The sequence below is a fragment of the Congregibacter variabilis genome, from assembly GCF_045689235.1.
In the GTDB taxonomy this organism is placed as follows: Bacteria; Pseudomonadota; Gammaproteobacteria; order Pseudomonadales; family Halieaceae; genus Congregibacter; species Congregibacter variabilis.
This window is the reverse complement of sequence record NZ_CP136864.1, coordinates 1,790,176-1,810,648: the sequence shown is the minus strand read 5'-3', so window position 1 is coordinate 1,810,648 and position 20,473 is coordinate 1,790,176. Positions and strand designations below refer to the sequence as shown.

The window sequence follows — 20,473 nt, the reverse complement described above, 5'->3', positions numbered from 1 at the left end:
CCCACAGAGGTACGGTGTCGTCTATAAAAGCAATGGCACCGTCAATAGGAGTTGTTATGTCAAATATTTCTCTTCGTCCTATGATTGCTGGCCTGCTTCTTGCCGGTGCTGTTATCAGCCTGAGTGCCTGCCAGTCCAAGGAGTCAGCCGAAGCTGGATCCGCAGCCGACGTTGCACAAACCACTCAAACTACCGCAAAGACGGCCTCGTCTGGCGATATGCCCCAAAGCGGCAGTCTGGCCGCCATACTCGCGGCGCAGCCCGCGGCTGTACAAGCGCGCTATGCGGCGCGGCATCCGGCAGAAACTCTGGACTTTTTTGGCATCGAGCCCGGCATGAACGTACTCGAAGCGCTGCCCGGCGGTGGCTGGTATACCAAAATTCTAGTGCCTTACCTTGGCAGCGAGGGAATGCTGGTGGGCGTTGATTACGATCAGGCTCTGTTCCCGTTATTTGGTTTTATGTCGGCCGAGCAGCTCAAGGCTAAGGAAACCTGGGTCGATACCTGGTTGGCGGATGCGCGAAGCTGGTTCAATAAGCCTGTGGCATCTATCGACGCGTTTCAGTTTGGGGCGTTGCCCGAGCGTTTCGAAGGGGAGCTGGATGCCGCGCTGTTTATTCGTGCGCTGCATAATATGGCCCGCTTTGAAGAAGAGGGTGGGTTTTTGACCGCATCGCTCATGGATACCAAGGCCGCCTTAAAGCCTGGCGGCATCGTGGGCGTGGTGCAGCACATGGCGCCGGAAGACGCAGCTGATGACTGGGCTGACGGATCCGCGGGCTATCTCAAGAAGAGCTTTGTCATTGGTGAGTTTGAAGCAGCGGGATTTGAATTTGTGGGCGAATCAGATATCAATGTGAACCCCATGGATCAGCCCACCGGTGATGACATCGTCTGGCGTCTTCCACCCACGTTGTCCGGAAGTGCTGATGATCCGCAGCGCGCTGCAGAAATGTCTGCCATTGGTGAATCCAGCCGTATGACGCTGCTGTTCAGAAAACCTGAGTAGTCAGGCGTATAGGAACCGAGGCGACAGAAGCGCACCACATAGAGGCCGAGCATCGCTCGGCCTTTAGTCAGCCCCGATTTCGGCTTTACTTTCCATCGAGCTGCCTGTCGACGCTCAGCAGCTGGATTATTCGTTTTTTGTTTGGCTGGGCCGCATGGGAGCTCACGGCGTCGGCATTCTGGGTCGGTAGCATCGCCGGCCTGATGTTGGTACCGACATTCTTACTGACACCGATCTTTGGTATCACAGCTGATCGCATTAATCCGCGCAATGGTCTGTTGGTGACCGTTAGCCTCATGGGCTTTCTTGCGGCGGTAGCTGCCATTATTGCGACTCTGGGTTACCTGGAACTGCCTGCGCTTGCAATTCTGGCGCTGGCCTTTGGTGTGCTGACGTCGGCTCACGCTCCGATTCGATTGGCGTTTTTGCCAAGGCTGGTTGAGCGCGGAGCCTTGCCCAGCGCCATTGGCTATTCGGCCATCATTTTTAATACTTCGCGAATCATCGGTCCGGCGGTGGGAGCCTGGCTTCTCGTGGTGTCCACGGTGCCGGTAGCTTTTGCGACTGCGGCGGTGATTTGTATCGGGGCCGTTGTGATGCTAGCTCGCGTAGAGGGCACAGAGCGCGAAGTAAGCACCGAAGAGAGAGGGTCGTTTATGGCTCAACTCCGGGCCGGGTTTGTGTATCTGCGCAGGGATTCCATGCTGCGCCAGGTTTTTTTACTCACTTTGGCCAGCGGAGTGTTGGGTCGCACGGTCATTGAGCTTTTGCCCGCCGTGTCGGGCAAATTGCTTGGCGGTGACTCGGCAACACTGGCCACTCTAACCGCTGCTGCCGGTGCCGGCTCTATCGCGGGCGGTTTATTAGTGTCGCGCCAGAGCGGCAGATTAAGACGCCTGTATCACCTGGTGCTTCTTGGATTGTTTATATCTGCGATGACCATACTCACAGCTGCTTTTTGGCATGAGGTTTGGGTCGTAGCCCTGGCGATAGCCTTGATTGCAGGCTGTACCACCACCATTGGCACGGGTTGTCAGGCGCTCACACAATTAACGGTTCAGGAAAGCTATCGCGGACGGGTGATGAGTCTTTGGGCGGTGGTGGCTATGGGTACACCGGCCATTGGCGCTGTACTGGTCGGGACCGTAGCCGATGCGGCGGGGTTTCCCGTTGCGTTCGCCGGCACCGCTGTGTTCGCTTTGGTGGTTGTGCTGCTGCTGCGATCCCGCGCCCCGGATCAGTCGGTGGTCTCGTAGGGCACAATACTGCCGTCTGCAATGCGCCGGCGATAGCGGTTCACCTCGGCTTTTACCTCGGGGGCGAACAAATACAGACCGATAATATTCGGCACGGCGATAAGAAAGATCATGGCATCAGAGAAGGCCAGTACCGAGTCCAGTTGAATCATGCAGCCTAAGGCTAAAAAGACACAGAACACGAATTTGAAACTGTTTTGTACCAGCATGCCCTCGCCAAACAAATAGGTGCAGGCTTTGAGGCCGTAATAGCTCCAGGACACCGCAGTAGAAAAAGCGAACAACAATGCTGCCACTGCAAGGGGATAGGGCGACCAGCTGATGTGATGAGCAAAGGCTGCAGAAGTCAGGGCAATACCCTGGAGTCCGCTGTCCATGAGGCCGGTAGGGAAAGCCGTAACCACAATCACCAGTGAACTTAGGGTGCAGATCACTACGGTGTCAATAAACGGTTCCAGCAGAGACACCATGCCTTCGGATGCTGGCTCGTCTGTCTGTACCGCCGAATGAGCAATAGAAGCCGAACCTATTCCCCCCTCGTTAGAAAACAGTGCCCGCTGAAACCCCACAATCATGGCGCCAATCGCGCCGCCGGTGGCACTTTCCATGGTAAACGCGGAACTGACAATCAGCGATAGGGCGTGAGGAATCTCGCTGTAGCTCATGCTAATGATCACCAGAGCCGATACGATATACAGTAGTGCCATAGCCGGTACGACCTTTGCCGCAAAGCCAGCGATGCTGCGTATACCACCGATAATCACCAGCCCTACCAGCACGGCGATGCCGATGCCAAACAGCCAGCCGCGCTGCGCGAAGTAGCTTTGCTCCCCGCCGCTGATACTCACGAACTGCACATAGGCCTGGTTCGACTGAAACATATTGCCGATACCCAGACAGCCGATCATTAGGCACGCCGCGTAGAAACCGCCCAGCGCTTTACCGGCTTTGGGCCAGCTGCGCACCTTTAGCCAGTGCTCCAGGTAGTACATGGGCCCGCCAGAGACGGAGCCGTCGCTATTGTGACGTCGATATTTAACGCCGAGAGTACATTCCACCAGTTTGGTGGACATCGATAGCAGACCCGCGACCACGAGCCAGAATGCGGCTCCTGGGCCCCCGATGCCTATTGCCACGGCAACACCACCAATGTTGCCAATACCCACGGTGCCCGATATCGCTGTGGCGACTGCGCGAAAATGCGAAATTTCTCCCGGTGCATTGGGGTCGTGATAGTCGCCACGCAGAACACGCACTGCAAGGGGGAAACCGCGAATGTTTAAAAACCCGAGATAGACAGTAAAGAAACTGGCGGCGACAGCCAGCCAGAGTACGATCCAGGGTATCTGCATGCCCGCTATGGGAATCTCATAAAAGATGAACGCTGCGAAACCGTCGGCAAAGGGCTTGATAGCGGCTTCAACGCTGGCGTCAATAGTCTGAGGCATCGGGGCTTCTCGTGATTCGCAAGTCACGACCATACCGACTGTGGCGAGCAACACAAGTTGCTCCCGGAGAGTCCCGGATATGTCTGGGCAAAAGGGACTGGTTTTTAAGGGTCGCTAGCGCTGACAATGGCTACATCAGTTTGGCGTTAGGCAAAGGCTATGGCTACTTACACGGTTAGCAATCCCTGGAATGATGCACACCTGGGTGAATACGTTTACGCCGATGGCGCGGCGATTGCCGGGTGTCTGCAGACGCTTCGGCAGGGCGAGGAAGTGCAGCGTAGCCTTGTGGCACACGAGCGCTCCGATATTCTCAGGCGCCTGGCACAATTGCTACAAGCGCATCGAGAAGAGCTCGCTGCGCTGGTGACCGACGAAATTGGTAAAACCATTTCTGACGCGCGGGTAGAGCTCGATCGGGCTATAAATACAACGATAGCGTCTGCAGAAGAAGCGCGACAGATCGCCGGAGAGGCCCTGGACTCGGATGCTTATCCACCGACTCGCGGACGCATAGGCGTGGTAGTTTGGCGGCCCCTGGGTACGGTGCTGTGCATCACACCCTTTAACTTTCCGCTGAACATTGCCATGCACAAGCTGGGGCCTGCCTTTGCGGCCGGCAATGCAGTGATGTTTAAGCCGGCACCGCAGAATACGGCGTCAGCCCAGCGTTTAGTGGAGCTGTGTTACGAAGCCGGTATGCCCCGTCAGACGCTGCAGTTATGTATTCCTGACGTGCCGGATATGTCTGATCTTGTGGCACACCCGCAGATTAAAGCGATCAACTTTACCGGTGGCACAGTGGCGGCTCGAGCAATTGCCGCCTCTGCGGGATTCAAAAAATTGTTACTGGAACTGGGTGGCAACGACCCGCTGATTATCATGCCCGACGCGGATATCGATGCGGCAGTGTCGGCCGCAATCAATCAACGCTTTGCGACAGCGGGGCAGCGGTGCACCGCGGCAAAACGTTTGTTTATCCACGGTGAGGTGTACACGCGCTTTCGAGAGGCTTTGCTGGCAAAGACTACCGCGCTTGCTGTGGGTGACCCTGCACTTGACGAGACGTTTGTGGGACCGGTGATTCATGCCAAAGCCGCCGATGAAATCAGTGCGCGCATCGAGGATGCTTTGGCTCGGGGCGCAAAACTGGCCTGTGGACACAGGCGCGAGGGGACGCTTTTGTGGCCTACGGTGATCGAAGACGTACCGGACGATGCAAGCCTGATAACCGAAGAGACCTTTGGCCCGGTGTTACCGCTGCGAAGGTTTGAGAATCTCGAGGAGGTCATCGCCCTGGTGAATGCCTCGCCCTACGGATTGCAGGCCGGTGTGTTCACGCAAAACTTGAGTGTTATCCGTCGTTTGTTCGATGAGTTGGAGGTAGGGCTTTTGGCGAGTAACGATGGTCCGGGATTTCGCGCAGAGCATTTTCCCTTTGGGGGCGTAAAGGACAGCGGTGTAGGTCGCGAAGGCGTGAAGTACGCCATTCGCGAGATGAGTTACCAGAAGACTTTGGTTATCTAAGCCTGCTGTGCTTACTCACCGGCTTCGGTAGAGCCCCACATGGACTAGCGGCGTTTTTGCAGGATTGCCGGGCAGTACCTGTTTGGGGACCTTGTTCTTCACCGGCTCCAGGGACTTAAGGTAACTGGCAATCGCCCGGGCGTCGCTTTCATTGAGCTGTGCGTAGCTCGTCCACGGCATGATCGCCATGGTTTGACGGCCGTGACGTGTTTTGCCACTGCGCAGCAGCGTGACGATCTCCTCCAGGGACCATTCACCCAAACCGGTTTCCTTGTCGGGCGTCAGATTGGGTGGGTACACCGCGCCGGGGAAGTTGTTTACCATGGGATTACTATAGGCAATACCGATGCTTGATCCTGCCAGCGTTTTTGCTGGATCAGGTTTGCCGATCAAAGCGCCTTCGGTATGGCAGCTGGCGCAACCGAGCAGGCCAACAAGATAGCGCCCCTGCACCACCGCCGCCTCGTCATTGCCCTGGGGTAATTCCAGGCCTTTACTGGCCTCCACCGGCGTCATGCCCTGCAGAGGATTTTTATTTTTGGCAGGGCTGCTGTCCGGCGCGGCTGACGATATTGCCGGTAAGACGATTGCGGTAATCAAGCCAGCGAAGAACGATAGACCGATGACCCACTTAAGATTATTTTTCTGCATGCTTGTTTGTCCTCAAAAGCCGCTCGCCACAGGTAGTCGGGCCTAAAACAACCAGCCCAGCTCTGCGCGAAAGGCATCAAAGCTTGGATCGGCGCCGCTGCCACCATCAATGTTAGTTTGCTCCCAGCCCCCGCGAACAAACATGCCGCGACCGAACTCATAGCGTAGCCCAGCACCGACGTTCCAGCTAAAGTTTGTTTCGCTGTAGGTGGAGTAAAAGTTGCTGCATACGTAACCCCACCAGGGGTCCCACCAGCAGCCTGTGCTGGGTGGCCCATCAGTCACGTTGGAGTCCAGAAAAGTCCAGCCGATACCCGCTTGTACATAGGGGGTAAAGGCGCCATCGAGGATGTTCCACACGCCATTGAACTGGCCATTGAACGCCGACAGGCGGTGATTGATCTCCACCAGGCCGTTGTCTTCTGTATCCAGCACCGCGTCGTAATCGGCGCGGGACCAGGCGCCGTCAAAGCGCAGGGCCAGATTCTGCGTGAAGTTATAGCCCACACCAAAGGCGAGGCCGTAACCGCTGTCGATATCCACTGAGGATTCGTTGAGCCCTCCACTGCTTTCGGATCCGGTGAGATAAAGACCAACGTTGGTTTCCCATTTGCCGGCTCGTTGCGTGCTTGAACTGACCCACTGGGCTTGAGCCTGAAGTGAGAAAAGCGTAAGGCTGATAATAAGTAGGCGCGCGATGCGCATAGTGGTAATCCTTGTTTAGCTTGACATACGTTTACCGCCAAATTGTAGCAGGGCGGTCTTGCAATTCAGAGTGCCGAAGGCCCACGATAGCGCTTGGCGTCACCGCCAGTGACAAATTACCGAAGACGCATTACCGCAAACACATTGCCCAAGACACACTTTTAACAGAGAAGCTGATCATGAAACCGGAGACTATTGCCCTGCATGCGGGCTATGAGGGTGACCGTAGCAACACGCGAGCCGCCACCACACCTATCTACCAAACGACCTCGTTCACCTTTGATGACACTCAGCACGGTGCGGACCTGTTTAATCTGGCCGTACCGGGGAATATCTACAGCCGCATTATGAACCCCACCAACGGCGTTTTGGAGGAGCGCCTTGCGCAACTCGAAGGCGGAATCGGCGCTTTGAGCGTGGCGTCCGGTATGGCGGCCATTCGTTACGCCATCGAAGCGATAACCGAGGCGGGCAATAACATCGTGAGCACATCGCAGCTTTACGGGGGCACTTACAACCTCTTCGCGCATACGTTTCCGCGCCAGGGTATTGAGGTGCGCTTTGCCGAGGCCGATGATTTTGACACTGTCGCCAGCCTCATCGACGAGAACACCCGGGCACTGTTTTGTGAGTCCATCGGCAACCCTGCGGGCAATATCGTAGATATTCAGCGCTGGGCCGATATCGCTCATGCGGCGGGCGTTCCGCTGATTGTGGACAACACCGTGGCGACACCTCTGCTGTGCCGTGTATTTGATCACGGCGCTGACATTGCCGTGCATTCGCTCACCAAATACATCGGCGGACATGGCACCACTATTGGCGGTGCCATCGTGGATTCCGGGAAGTTTGATTGGGCTGCACAACCCGAGCGCTTCGCTGTAATGAACACCCCGGATCCGTCTTATCACGGCGTTGTGTATACCGAGGCACTGGGACCTGCGGCATACATCGGTCGCTGCCGCGTGGTACCGCTGCGCAACACGGGTGCGGCGCTAGCACCTCACAGTGCTTTTTTGATCATGCAGGGCCTTGAGACTTTGGCGCTGCGCATGGAGCGTCATTGTGAGAACGCCGAGAAGGTTGCCGACTACCTCCTGGGTCACTCAGCGGTTAAAAAGGTCAACTACGCCACGCTGGCTGACAGCCCCTACGCCGAGACTTGCCAAAAGATCTGTGGCGGCCGCGCCTCCGGCATTATCAGCTTTGAGCTTAATGGTGGCAGTGATGCCGGCGCGCGGTTTATCGACGCGCTGCAGCTGATCCTGCGTCTGGTCAACATTGGTGATGCCAAGTCGCTTGCCTGTCATCCGGCGAGCACTACGCACCGACAGCTCAATGCCGAGGAGCTTGCCTCAGCGGGTGTCAGCGAGAGCATGGTGCGCTTGTCCATTGGCATTGAGCATGTGGATGACATCATTGCTGATTTGGAGCAGGCGCTCGCAGCTAGTGTTGGCTAGTGTCTAAAACCGCAGTTTTACTGCTCTAGGGAAGCAAGCCCGGACGCAGCTTGAGTGACAGCGCAAAGAATCCGCTGGAGCCCACGCTGATATCCGGGTCCTCGAGGGTGCCGCTATCACTGTTAAGACGCAGTCCGCGCAAACCTCCTACGCCCGTGCGGGCCTCCAGCCAGACGTTCTTGTAAAGACGCCTTTCGACGCTTAAGCCAAAATCCCAGGCATCGAGGCTTACGGCGACTTCATTGTTGATCGGTTGCAGACTCCAGGCCGCCCCCGAGGGAGCCGCGCCCAAACGAAATAGCCAGTCCTGCGTGGGGGCATAAAGCACGGCGGGCCAGGGCATGATTGCGCTGAGGGTCCATTTGGGGTTTATCACCCAGCTCGCGCCCACATAGGGAATCACGTAACTGTCATTGGGGTTGTCATCACCAAAGACGCCAAAGGCCCACCAGAGTTTTTCAGTTTGGGTGTAACGCGTGAAAACACCCGCCATGGTCTGGAGTGTCCACTCAGAACTTTGCTGTGTGCTCCGATGACCCAGAGGCATAACAAACGCTGCTGCTTGCCACTGCGGATTAACCTGGCGAAACCACCCGAGGGGAACGCCCACGGTGTCGACCCGAAAATCGTCTACCGAATCGTCGCTGGTCTCAAAGCGGTTGCTACTGAGATAGGCACCGAACACCAGGGCATCGCGGCTACCTAAAAGAAAAGGGACTCCGGTGGCTGCCGATGCGCCCTGTTGCTCAAACTCCAGTGTTGCACCGGTTGCGGTGTTTTCGATTTGCGCCTCCCCGTAAGAGCGGGCGCTAAGGTAAGCGATAGGTATAAAGGGAGCATTCGAGGCGCCGCGCTGAAAAACAATGTCGCTGTTTTCAAAGGCCGACACAGTGTCCTGAACAAAGTTTTGCGCGGGACAGACGGTGGCGCCAAGCAGCAGCATCGTCGCGAGAAATGATGGTAGAAACAGGAGTTTGCGCCTGCTAGGCAGCGTGACGTCGATCGCGATGTACGCGACGGTCCTCTTTGATTTCCATTCCATTGATTATCAAGGGGAAGACGTTCGCTGGGTCTTGCTTGCGGCGATCGCTGTCAGAGCGATCTTTCCAGTGACGATAAGGCGAGAGGTCAGACTCCATGGCCTTCATCTCGTCTTGAAGATCTTCACCGGTGATATAGCGTTTTGCGGAGGAGGCGAAGACCCAGGCAGCAATAATTAAAGCACCTAGTCCCAGAAACCCGATGATGTTGATTAACACATCCATCAGATTAGATAAGAGCGTGAACCGACATTCAGTTCGGACCGCCTCCGTAGTGGTTTGAGCAAGTGTACAACGTAAGACTCACCTTGCAAGACCTGAGCCAAGGTTTTTAGCCAGTTATTTCAGAGCCTTAGGGGGGTGGCTATGTGCATTTGTAAAAAAAGCTGACACCCACAATGGGTGTCAGGGGAGGAAGGCTTACCGGGCACCTTTGCCAAAGAGGATGACTTCGGCGGTTTGCAGCAGGACTAAAAAATCAAGGAACAGGCTCTGGTGCTTGACGTAATACAGGTCAAACTCCAGCTTGTTGAAAGTGTCATCCAGTGATGCGCCGTAGGGGTAGTTCATCTGTGCCCAGCCGGTGATACCAGGCTTTACACAGTGACGCTTCTCGTAAAAAGGTACAGTTTCGTTAAGTTCACGAACAAACTCAGGACGCTCCGGGCGGGGGCCGACAAAGGCCATGTCGCCCGCCATCACATTCAAAATCTGTGGAAGCTCATCGATACGGGTTTTGCGAATAAACTTGCCCACCGCGGTAACACGAGCATCGTTGGCAGTGGCCCAGCGTGCTTTTCCATCGCCTTCGGCGTTGACGCTCATGCTGCGAAACTTGATGACCTCAAATATGCGCCCGTCTAAACCTACCCGGCGTTGCTTATAAAGAATAGGAGCGCCTACGCCGTCTTCTATCCAGATCGCCAGCACGGTAATCAGCATAAAGGGCCAGGAAATCATCAGCAGCAAAAAGCTCATAGTGACGTCGAACAGACGCTTGGCGATATTGGTGGCATCACCACGCTGAAAACCGCTACTGAAGGTGAACCAGCTGGCGTGGGCATGTCGAATCAATACCTTGCCTGCTTCTTGTTCAAAAAAATCGACAATGTCCAGAACCCGCACACCCATGCTGCGGCAGCGTAAAAGATCGTCCTGGGGCATATTGTCCCGGCGATCTTCCAAAGCGATCACAACTTCATCAATATCGTTACGACGCACGTATTCCGAGAGAGGGCAATCTAGTGCAAGGGTTGGCTCGCGCTCTACCAGTGACTCTTCACCCACCTGACGAACAAAGCCTACGATACGAAAGCCCCGACGATCGGCCTTGCGGCGCATTTTGTCACTGATAGTGGCAGCGGTCTCGCCAGTGCCGAGCACCAGTACGCGGCGTTTGAATTGCTCAAGATCGATGAATTTGGTCCAAAGCAGACGATTAAGCAGTGCGGCGACAAAGGCAATCGCCGCAGCCAGGGCAAAGTTGCCGCGCCAGATGTGTAAATCAGGCATGATGTAGAAGATCAGGCTCATGGCAACGGTCATAAGGCCAAAAGCACCGGCGGTGCGCAAAAGAATACCGTTAACACCCTCGCGAAGCTTGGGCTCGTAAAGGCCCATGGAGAACATGGCAAGAGTAGTCACTACCGCAAAAATTACGGCCTGCAGTGCCAGATTATCAACCTGGCTGGCAAATCCGCCCGGCAGGCTCAAAAAATACAGTGCAGCGCCGGCGTAGATAGCGCCACCGAACAAGAGTAGGTCGATAAGCGCGAGCCAGTAATAGCCCACGTTGATGTGGTGGTTGAAGATTCTTACTGTGCCTACGAGACCAGTCATGTCTAACCTTTAATCGTTGCGCTTAGTCCCGGGCGTTGTTGATGTCGCTCAAGGGACGTTTGTTTTCGCTCTGAATATGAACTTTAGCGCCGCGGCGGCAGATTACACGCTCATGTGTAAAGAATTGTGACAGCGCGCTCAAAAAGACCTGAAATGGGTCAAAAGCCGCCTTGACGGGGTGTGAACTGGCTCACATTCAGGCCCCGGGTCGCCTGTGAGAGCGGCCATATTGGCTTTCGTAAACCTGCGCGGCAGGCCATTATGGGCGCTCTGTCTTGGGCTATGCCCGGTGAGTGAGTGTTTGATGATTCGCCTTGTACATTTTCTATGGATGCTGCTGGTTAGCGGGTCGGTCTTAGGGGAGGAGTTGCCGGACTTGCTGGAACGACTCACCCCGTCTGTGGTTGGGGTTGGAGCCGCCTATCCGCTTCGGGCACCCACTGGAGGCCGCCCCCCCAGGCGATTAATGGGCACGGGCTTTATCGTCCAGGCAGCCGATGGCAGTTATGTGGTGACCAATGCGCACGTGATCCCCACGGACCTAGATAGCGATGGTCGCGAGCAGATTGCTATATTTAGCGGGCGTGGGAATACGTCACAGCAGCGCTTTGCCCGCGTTATCAAGAATGACCCGGAGCATGACCTTGCGGTGCTGGCCTATGAAGGTGGCCGCCTGCCAGCGATGAGTCTTGCCGCAGATGATCGTGTTCGGCCGGGAGAGCGGGTGGCTTTTACCGGATTTCCCATTGGGGCGGTGTTGGGGCTTTACCCCATAACTCATGAGGGAATTGTGTCGGCTATCATGCCAGTCGCCCGGCCGGCAGATCAGGGCCGGCAATTGGACGCGGTGCAAATGAGCCGATTGCGTGCTCCCTTTAATGTTTATCAGCTCGATGCCATTGCCTACCCAGGCAACAGCGGTTCTGCGGTGTACCGCAGCACAACAGGCGAGGTGATAGGCGTAATGAACAGTGTGTTTGTAAAGGAGAGTCGCGAGACTCTGTTGTCGGCTCCTTCGGGGATTGCTTATGCGATTCCGGTGAGGCACCTCCATGCATTACTGGAGGGCCTGTAGTGATCTGGCCCTTCCGTCGCCCCGAGCTTACGGTGCTGATGGTTTGCACTGCCAACGTCTGTCGCTCACCGGCGGCAGAAGCGCTGTTAAGGCATCATCTAAAAGCTCTGGGGAAGGGGGGCTCGGTCGCGGTGCGCTCAGCGGGCACGGAAGTGGGTGCCCCTGGACGGCGTCCCGACCCACGGGTGATGTCGATACTCCATGAAATGGGAGTAAAGTCATCGGGTATGCGAGCCCAGGCGGCCTCGCAAGGGCTCATGGATGAAGCTGCGCTTGTGTTGGTTATGGAGAATAGCCACCGGGACGTATTGTGCGAGCGATTTCCAGAGGCTGCGGAGCGTATTGAATTACTTGATCCTAGTGGACTGGATATTCCGGATCCGTATTTTGGAAACAAAGCGGGTGTACGAATGACCGTTGAACAGATTGACGGACTGACGCGATCTCATGCCAAGGCCTTGCTAGAGGGCTTGGTCTAGACTCTGGCAAAGGGCGGCAGTGAAGTGAAAGACCTTCTATACTCTGCAGATAAAGAATAAGGGTCCTGTAAATGTCTGAACCAATAGTCAATCCAGAGATGTCCTCTCTCTTTATGGATTTTGCGCAGTTCTTCGAGCTCTCGTTGGCTCTGACTGATGAGCAAAAGGCCGACGTGTATCGTGTGCGCTATAGCGTGTACTGCGAGGAATTCGGTTACGAGGACCCCAAGGCGTTTCGTGATGAGATGGAAACCGACGCCTTTGATGATCAGTCTATCCACTGTCTGGTCACTCATAAATCAAGCGGTGTACCCGCCGGCTGCGTGCGCTTGGTGACTGTCGAAGATAGCACGCGTATGCCTATGGAAGATCACTGCGACGGCAGCTTGGATAAAGACTTCTTTAGTCACTTTGAGAGTCGTAGAGGTTCCATGGCAGAGATTTCCCGATTGGCTGTAGAAGGGCAGTTTCGGCGCCGCCGCGGAGAAAAGGCCACGCGTTTTGGTGACACAGACTCGCTGCACTTTGCTGCACGCGAAAAACGCACATTCTCACTCATAGCGGTGTCGCTCTTTCTGGCAGCGTCGGCGGCGGCGGACCTGATGCGCCGCAAAGACTGCTTCGCGATAATGGAGCCATTCCTGCCGTCGATTCTTCGCAGAACCGGTGTCACGGTAAAGCGGGTGGGCGAAGACTTTGATTACAAAGGGATCCGCGCGCCCTATTACCTGAACATCGATGAAGCGATCCGCAATGCGCCTGACGAACTCCGCCTTTGCTACGAGGTTGTTCGTAGTCAGTTCGCGGAGATTCTTCTTCCCGAGGGGGATCGCAAGGTCTCCAGAGTACGTTCAGGGTCCAGGTTGGTGGGCTTGGACACGGTAGGTTTGCCGCAATTACTGAAGCTGGTCGGTCAGGAGAGTCCGCACTAATGGTTGACGAAAATAATCAAGACACATCATCGGGTGACCTGAGCTCCGCCATCGAGGCCTTTAGGCAACTCCTGGGCGACGAGTATGTGCTGATTGATGGCGAGACGCTTGCCAGCTACGCCACAGCGACTTTTCATACAGAGCAGGCAGTGCCTGCGGTGTTGCGCCCTGCGAGTATCGAAGACGTGCAGGCGATTTTGCGCATTGCCAATGAATTTCTGGTGCCGGTGTATCCGATCAGTACGGGTCTGAATACCGGTTACGGCTCCAAGGTGCCCAGCAAAAGTGGCAGCGTGATCATGGAGCTCAAACGACTCGATAAGATCGTCGAGTACAACGCAGAGCTGGGTTATGTGCGCGTACAGCCGGGCGTTACTCAGCAAATGTTGTTTGATTTTTTGGTGGAGCAAGACGCGCCGTTCTGGATTGACGTCACCGGCGCATCACCGCATCACAGCATGATCGGCAACATTGCCGAACGGGGCTTTGGGCACACCGCTTTCTCGGATCACTTCGCTCACGTGGGGGGATTTCAGGTCGTGCTGCCTCAGGGCGATTTACTGCGCACGGGTTTTGGTCAGTATGAGAACGCTCAGGCGGTGGATGTGTACCGCTGGGGTGTGGGCCCGCATTACGACGGATTGTTTACCCAGTCTAATCTCGGGGTCATCGTCGAGGCGACCATCTGGCTCATGCCTAAACCCGACTACATGCAGTTCTTTAGCTGCAAGGTAGAGAGCGACGCGGATCTGCCAAAGCTCATCGAGGCGCTAAAACCTTTGCGATTGGATGGCACCATAAAGAGCGCCATGCACATTGGTAACGATTACAAAATGATTGCAGCGATCCAGAGCTATCCTTTTGATGTGGCCAAGGGCGCTACGCCACTACCCAAAGACGTGCTGGATGCCAAGAGCAAGGAATGGGACTGCGGCCCCTGGAATGTATCCGGTGCCTTGTACGGCACTCGCGCCGAGGTGAGAGCGGCTCGGGGTCGCATCAAAAAGGCGCTGCGCGGCAAAGTGCATCGGCTTATGTTTATGGACACGCTTTTACTGCGCCTGGCCGAGACCTTCGCAAAGCCGTATCAAATGATTACCGGTACGAACCTTCCCGAGCTCATGAAGATGCTCAAGCCGGTGTTCGGCATGACTCGCGGCGAGCCCAGCGACGGCATGCTGCCATCCAATTACTGGCGCAAGCCTTCCATGCCTGTGGCTTCGGGTGACTTAAGTCCCGAGGAGGATCGCTGTGGCGTGATGTGGATTGCGCCCATCGCTCCCAACAGCGGTGAGCATGCGGAGGCGATCTGGCATATCGTCAGGGATACCATGCTGGCGCACGGTTACGAGCCAGCGGTGTCTATAACCATGCTCACGGAGCGCACTATCGATTGTGTGGTGAATATCGCCTACGACCGTGATGTCGATGGTGAGGACGAGCGAGCCATGGCCTGCCACGACGAGATGCTCAAGCAGTTCTGCGCTATTGGGTATTACCCGTATAGATTGGGGATTCAGACAGTGGGTAAGATGCCTCCACGCACCGAGGCCTATGAGACGTTTATGAATGGCATTCGCGATCAGCTGGATCCCAATCGGATTTTGGCGCCGGGGCGGTATTTGGACTGAGGCGTAGCGTGGTCACTTGGGCGCCGAGATTTTGCGTTCCTTTGAGGATGAAGGCTTCGCCAGATTTGGTGATGATTCTTAGCTGTGATTTTCTCTTTTAACTTTTGAAACCCAACGTGTGGGGCTTCCAGAACATTAGAGAGAGCAGGCTGTTAACACGGTTCGTGTGACCGTTCCTCGTTCGGTGAGTTTTACTTGATCTAAGTGTCTGGGATTTCTGTGGCTGAGAAGGAGCGTGCGCGCCAGCACTAAGGGGGAATGCAAGTTTCTCCCCGACAACTTTTTGCGTGCGCTACGCGTGACCCCCGCTTCGTAAATCGCTAGCATGCAGTCATGTTAGCGGCCTCACAGTTATTTCGATTCCTCATTGAGCACCCCAAGCGGTGTCTGTTGCCGTTGGTGTTTTTGCTGCTGGCGTCGCTGTTCGGACTCAAGGATCTGGCTAAGGACACGCGTTCGGACGCATTCCTGGCACCCGATAATCCTGCGCTCCTTTATCGCGACGTCATCCGCGAGCAGTTTGGTTTGTCTGATCCCATGCTTATCGCGCTAGTGGCCGATGGCCCTGATGGCATTTATCGACCCGATATCCTGCAGGCCATATCTTCGCTGACTGCTGCTGTCGATGAGTTACCCAATGTTGATGCCAACAACACCCTGAGTCTCGCCTCGGAATCACTCATCACCGGCACCTACTCCGGCATCGAGGTGGTGCCTTTGCTTGACCCACTGCCGGCAACACAGCAAGAGGCTGATGAGGTGCGCGCTCAGGTCGAGGACTTTCCGCTGTTTTTGGGCACGCTCGTCGCCGAAGATGGTTCTGCCGCGTTAATCGTGGTGCAATTGATTGACGAAGCTCTGGCAGAGCAGACCTACCGCGACATGTTGGCTCTGCTTGCTAAGTTTGAACTCCCGGATGGCGTGATTGCGCATGTGGCGGGCGAGGGTGCAATCGCCGGATACCTCGGCGCATACATCGATGCCGACGCGCAGCGCCTGAATCCTCTGGCGGGATTGATCATCGTGCTCATGATTATCTTCGCGTTTCGGCGTCTGGCCCCGGCGCTGCTTGCAGTGATGATGATCATTGCCTCGGTGAGTGTTGCCCTAGGCAGCATGGCGGCGCTGGGAATTCCCTTCTACGTGATTACCAACGCACTACCTGTGATCCTCATCGGTATCTCTGTGGCTGACACCATTCACATTTTTAGCCACTTTTATGAGGCGCAATCCAAGGCTCCGCAGATACCACGCAGCGAGCTAATCGTGTCGACAATGAGTGCCATGTGGCTGCCTGTGACCATTACCTCACTGACAACCGCCGCGGGATTTTTGGGTTTGTACTTTGCCGCCTACATGCCGCCCTTTAAGTATTTTGGGCTGTTTGCGGCATTGGGTGTGGCTGCGGCCTGGCTGTACTCCATCGTGGCCTTGCCTATATTGATGAGCCTGTTTCGTGTGCAGGTTGCCCAGCAATTCATTGACCGGCAGCGCGCTGGTACTAAAGACGGTCTAGGTGGCGTACTCGAGCGTATAGGTGCACTGACGCTTAAAAACCCGAGAACTATGATTTTCGGCTTTTTGACGCTGGGAGTTTTAGGGGCATTTGCTGCGAGCAACTTGGTGGTCGACGCCGATCGCATTCGTCTATTTCATCCCGAGGAGGCCATCGTCGCCGCGGACAAGGCGATCAATGAATATCTCAACGGCACCAACACCTTGGATATCGTGGTTGAGACGCCCGAGGCTGAGGGTATTTATGATCCAGACGTCCTCATGCGCATGCAGGCGCTGCAGGACTATGCGCTCACGCTGCCGCATGTAAAGGGCGCGTCGAGTATTGTGGATTATCTCAAGCAGATGAATCGTGTCCTTACCTCCGGAGACAAAGAAGACTACGTTTTACCGCAGTCCCGCGAAGAAGTGGCTCAGTACTTTTTGTTGTATAGCTTCTCAGCAGATCCTGATGATTTCGCCCAAGAAGTGGATTACGACTATCGCAGTGCCAATGTGCGCATCACCATGAACCACGGCGGGTATCGCCAAATCAAAGCGGTGTACGAGTCTTTGGATGCCTACATTGCCAGGCACTTTGATCAGGATGTTAAGGCGACCATGAGCGGGCGGGTGAGTTTGAACTATCACTGGATTCGCAATATCGGCGATTCGCACTTTCGCGGACTACTGATTGCGCTTTTGTTGGTCTGGTTGGTGGCGGCGGCGAGTTTCCGGTCTCTTTGGGCCGGGGGGTATACTCTTCTGCCGGTTATTGCGGCGGTGTTGATCGTGTACGCCTTTATGGTCTTGCGTGGCCTGACTCTGGGGGTGGGTACCTCCATGTTTGCCGCCGTGGCTATTGGTCTGGGTGTGGACTTTGCGATCCATACCTTGAGTCGTTTGCGGACGTTGAATCGGGAGTTGGAATCGCTCAGTGAATCACCAGAGCGAAAGGCGCAAAAACACGAGGAGATGTTTGTGCAGTTCTTTGTGACCACAGGTCGTGCTTTATTGCTAAACGTATTGGCGGTTGCCTGTGGCTTTGGTGTGCTGATTTTTAGCCAGGTTACGCAGCTCCGTGATTTTGGCAGCATTGTCATGCTGTCCATGGCTGTGGCCTTTTTAGCAAGTGTGACGCTGCTGCCGGCAATCGTTTATCTGGTTCGCCCAGCGTTTATTCATCGTGCGGGTGGCGCTGCGTCCTTACTGCTGTTGATCGTCGCGCTCGGTGCCCCCAGTTCTGATGTGTTTGCGCAGGACAGCCTGACTGCCGATGAAATTGTAGCCCGGGTGAATGCCGTGCCCCAGGGTGAGCAGGTCACACGCTCATTACTCTTTCGCACGACCGATAAGCGCGGCCGTACTCGCGAACGGCAGACGCAAAGCTACCGGCAATACTTCGGCGAGGAGCGGCGTCTTGTTTTGTTCTTTACCGCGCCGGCCAATATCCGTGACACGGCAGTGCTCACCTGGGATTACCCCAATACCACCGAGGACGACCAGTGGCTGTATCTGCCCGCGCTTCGTAAAGTGCGGCGCATTCCCGCAGCTGATCGCGGCGACTATTTTTTGGGTACGGACTTTAGTTTTGAAGACATGAAGCTCGACGGCCAACTCAGCGCCGAGGACTACGATTACGAACTTTTGCCCAGTGATCGCGAGGGGATTTATCGCGTTCAAGCGATGCCCAAGTCAGAGGCTGTCGCCAAAGAGCTGGGCTACTCGCGAACCGAGGCTTTTATAGATGGTAGTAATTGGATTGTGGTTCAGGCTGATTTTTGGGATGTTAAAGGCGAAGCGCTAAAAACACTCAAAGCAGAAGAGGTGCGACAGATCAATGGTATCTGGACGAGACACAGAGTGACTATGAGTAATCATCAGACGGGTCACAGTACGGAATTGCTGTTTGCCGACGTTGATTATCAGACGCCCATCGACGAGCGCGTGTTCACACAGCAGGCCCTGAAGCGCGGGCTATGACTAAGCGCACGCTCAATCAAGGGCTCACATCAGCCCTCGTGGCCTTCGCGGCTCTGGCAGCTTTGCTATTGCTCGGTGCTGCGCAGCCTGCTTTGGCGCAGTCAAAAAGTGTTACGGGTCTGCGATTGGGTGTGTCACCAGAGCGCACGCGTGTCGTGGTTGATTTGAGTGCTGCGACGGAATATCGATTCTTTCGTCTGAGTAATCCCGAGCGACTCGTACTGGATCTGAGTGACACTGGCTTTAGTGCTGAGTCGCTCCCAGATAACTTTAAGGGCTCGCCCATACTAGGAATTGATCACTCCCCGCGGGCTGCCGAAGACCTTCGCATAGTCGTGAATCTTGCTTCTGGTAACTATCAGACCCGGCATTTCAGCCTAACGCCAAATCAGGAGGCTGGGCGGGGGCATCGGCTGGTTGTGGATATTTGGGCGGAGTCTGATTTGTCTGCTGAAGTTGCTAAGGCCGCAGTTTCGGTGCAGCCCGTGGAAGCAGTTGAGCCCCAAAAGGCGACGGCTCCTATAGAGCCCGCCGCGGCAGAAGAGACGGTAGTTGCTGTGGCAGCCGCACCGCTGCCAAAAACGCAGAACTCTATGTCTGTTGTGCCATCAGACCCAGACCCAGACCCAGAGCCTGTTGCAAGTAGCGCGACGTCCACGGCCGCTCCTCCACGGCGTAAGCCCAAGACCGGCACGCTCGTGGACTTTTCGGGTACCTGGCAGCACGAGTGGGCCTTTGCGACCGAGCCATCTGAGTCGCAGAAGTTTGAGTCCATTGTCCAGCCGCGCTGGGATGTCCGCTTTGCCAATGGTGTAGACCTCACCGCGATCCTTCGCGTTCGCTTGGACGGAGTGGGGGATCTTGGACCTACGGATCGTCGTCCGCCGAATTATTCGGATATCAGTGCACCTTGGTTTAACAGTGGTGAGGCCGAGGTTTCGCTGCGCGAACTGTTTGTGGATTTTCAGTTAGGGAACACGGACTGGCGTCTGGGTAAGCAGCAGGTGGTCTGGGGGCAGGCCGACGGCATCAAGGTGCTGGACGTGGTCAATCCGCAGAGTTTTCGGGAGTTCATTCTCGATGACTTTGATGATTCCCGTATTCCCCTGTGGACGGCTAACGTCACTGTGCCCGTGGGTGACGCAGCGAGCCTGCAACTGCTGTGGATTCCCGATACGACCTATCACGAGCTCGCCGAGCTCGACACCCCTTTTGGATTTAGCTCACCGCGGATCATTCCGCAGGTGCCCATTACTGGACTTTTGGAGGCAGACAAACCGGACAATATTTTCTCGGACAGCGACGCGGGTTTTGCGCTGTCGGGTTTTGTCGCGGGTTGGGATTTAAGTCTGAATTATCTGTATCGCTATCTTGATGCGCCAGTGCTACCTGTGCGCGTGCGCGGACCGATGAGCCTCTTACTTGAGCCCGAGTATCAGCGCAGTCACTTACTGGGTGGCGCGTTCTCTAACGCCTTTGGTGATGTGACGCTGCGAGGCGAGCTTGCCTACAACTCGGATACCTTTCAGCCCACGAACACCCTAGCTAATGAGGCTGTGGCCGAGAGCGGTGAATTCTCAGCGCTGATCGGTGTGGATTGGGCGCTGTCTATGGATGCGCTGATCTCTGCACAGATCTTCAACAGCTATCTCTTTGATCATGTCGACAGCATGGGTCGGGACGAATCTGAGCAGACATTAACGCTGCTGTATCAACAGGATTTCGCGAATGCGACATGGCGTTTTAGAGGTATTGGTATTCACTCAATCAATGATAGCGACACACAGCTGCAGTTAAAGCTGAGTTATTGGTTGGCGAGTGAACTTCAGCTATGGCTTGGCGCGGATACCTTCAGCGGTAACCGCCAGGGCTTGTTTGGACAGTTTGGCGACAACGACCGGGTTTTGGTGGGGTTTGAGTACGGGTTCTAGCCTTCGAACAAT

16 protein-coding genes are annotated in these 20,473 nt (G+C 55.6%); 10 read left to right on the top strand and 6 right to left on the bottom strand.

Going from position 1 to position 20,473, the window contains the following annotated elements:
- Positions 1–56: 56 nt before the first annotated feature.
- Both R0135_RS07950 and R0135_RS07945 read left to right on the top strand, forming a co-directional pair.
- Entirely contained in the window at positions 57–1,010 is a 954-nt protein-coding gene (locus tag R0135_RS07950; RefSeq protein ID WP_407349720.1) for a class I SAM-dependent methyltransferase, read from the top strand.
- Positions 1,011–1,018: 8 nt separating this feature from the next.
- On the top strand, positions 1,019–2,266 hold the full coding sequence (locus tag R0135_RS07945; RefSeq protein ID WP_407349889.1) for an MFS transporter: 1,248 nt from the start codon (positions 1,019–1,021) through the stop codon (positions 2,264–2,266).
- On the opposite strand, the gene R0135_RS07940 is transcribed toward R0135_RS07945, so the two are convergent.
- Complete coding sequence (locus R0135_RS07940) at positions 2,248–3,714, bottom strand: alanine/glycine:cation symporter family protein (RefSeq protein ID WP_407349719.1); 1,467 nt, start codon at positions 3,712–3,714, stop codon at positions 2,248–2,250. The two genes, R0135_RS07945 and R0135_RS07940, sit on opposite strands and share 19 nt — an antisense overlap.
- Positions 3,715–3,873: 159 nt before the next feature.
- Here R0135_RS07940 and safD point away from each other — a divergent pair, with 159 nt between their 5' ends.
- The gene (safD, locus tag R0135_RS07935; RefSeq protein WP_407349718.1) at positions 3,874–5,241 is read left to right on the top strand and encodes a sulfoacetaldehyde dehydrogenase SafD; all 1,368 of its coding nucleotides are present in this window, start codon (positions 3,874–3,876) and stop codon (positions 5,239–5,241) included.
- A 15-nt stretch (positions 5,242–5,256) separates the two neighbouring features.
- Here safD and R0135_RS07930 read toward each other — a convergent pair whose 3' ends face one another.
- Together R0135_RS07930 and R0135_RS07925 are read right to left on the bottom strand one after the other, a co-directional pair.
- Positions 5,257–5,892, bottom strand: coding sequence for a c-type cytochrome (locus R0135_RS07930; RefSeq protein WP_407349717.1), 636 nt, complete (start codon positions 5,890–5,892; stop codon positions 5,257–5,259).
- A 42-nt stretch (positions 5,893–5,934) separates the two neighbouring features.
- A complete protein-coding gene (locus tag R0135_RS07925) occupies positions 5,935–6,597 on the bottom strand; it encodes a porin family protein (RefSeq protein ID WP_407349716.1) in 663 nt (220 codons plus the stop codon).
- Positions 6,598–6,776: 179 nt separating this feature from the next.
- On the opposite strand from R0135_RS07925, the gene R0135_RS07920 reads away from it, so the two are divergent.
- Positions 6,777–8,057, top strand: a complete 1,281-nt coding sequence (locus R0135_RS07920; protein ID WP_407349715.1) for an O-acetylhomoserine aminocarboxypropyltransferase/cysteine synthase family protein — start codon at positions 6,777–6,779, stop codon at positions 8,055–8,057.
- A 25-nt stretch (positions 8,058–8,082) separates the two neighbouring features.
- On the opposite strand, the gene R0135_RS07915 is transcribed toward R0135_RS07920, so the two are convergent.
- The 3 genes from R0135_RS07915 to R0135_RS07905 form a co-directional block, all read right to left on the bottom strand.
- Positions 8,083–9,000, bottom strand: a complete 918-nt coding sequence (locus R0135_RS07915; protein WP_407349714.1) for a hypothetical protein — start codon at positions 8,998–9,000, stop codon at positions 8,083–8,085.
- 40 nt (positions 9,001–9,040) lie between these two features.
- Positions 9,041–9,322, bottom strand: a complete 282-nt coding sequence (locus R0135_RS07910; RefSeq protein ID WP_407349713.1) for a hypothetical protein — start codon at positions 9,320–9,322, stop codon at positions 9,041–9,043.
- Positions 9,323–9,517: 195 nt separating this feature from the next.
- A complete protein-coding gene (locus R0135_RS07905; protein ID WP_407349712.1) occupies positions 9,518–10,936 on the bottom strand; it encodes a TIGR03013 family XrtA/PEP-CTERM system glycosyltransferase in 1,419 nt (472 codons plus the stop codon).
- Positions 10,937–11,240: 304 nt separating this feature from the next.
- Between R0135_RS07905 and R0135_RS07900 the strand changes: the two genes are divergently transcribed.
- From R0135_RS07900 to R0135_RS07875, 6 genes are all read left to right on the top strand, one after another.
- Entirely contained in the window at positions 11,241–12,011 is a 771-nt protein-coding gene (locus R0135_RS07900) for a S1C family serine protease (RefSeq protein WP_407349711.1), read from the top strand.
- The gene (locus tag R0135_RS07895) at positions 12,011–12,490 is read left to right on the top strand and encodes a low molecular weight phosphotyrosine protein phosphatase (RefSeq protein WP_407349710.1); all 480 of its coding nucleotides are present in this window, start codon (positions 12,011–12,013) and stop codon (positions 12,488–12,490) included. The genes R0135_RS07900 and R0135_RS07895 overlap by 1 nt, the downstream gene beginning before the upstream one ends.
- A gap of 71 nt (positions 12,491–12,561) precedes the next feature.
- Positions 12,562–13,422, top strand: a complete 861-nt coding sequence (locus tag R0135_RS07890; protein ID WP_407349709.1) for a PEP-CTERM/exosortase system-associated acyltransferase — start codon at positions 12,562–12,564, stop codon at positions 13,420–13,422.
- Entirely contained in the window at positions 13,422–15,053 is a 1,632-nt protein-coding gene (locus R0135_RS07885) for an FAD-binding oxidoreductase (RefSeq protein ID WP_407349708.1), read from the top strand. The genes R0135_RS07890 and R0135_RS07885 overlap by 1 nt, the downstream gene beginning before the upstream one ends.
- A gap of 333 nt (positions 15,054–15,386) precedes the next feature.
- A complete protein-coding gene (locus R0135_RS07880) occupies positions 15,387–18,530 on the top strand; it encodes an outer membrane lipoprotein-sorting protein (protein ID WP_407349707.1) in 3,144 nt (1,047 codons plus the stop codon).
- Positions 18,527–20,461: a DUF1302 family protein gene (locus R0135_RS07875; RefSeq protein ID WP_407349706.1), complete on the top strand. Its 1,935-nt coding sequence runs from the start codon at positions 18,527–18,529 to the stop codon at positions 20,459–20,461. The genes R0135_RS07880 and R0135_RS07875 overlap by 4 nt, the downstream gene beginning before the upstream one ends.
- The last annotated feature ends 12 nt before the right edge of the window (positions 20,462–20,473 follow it).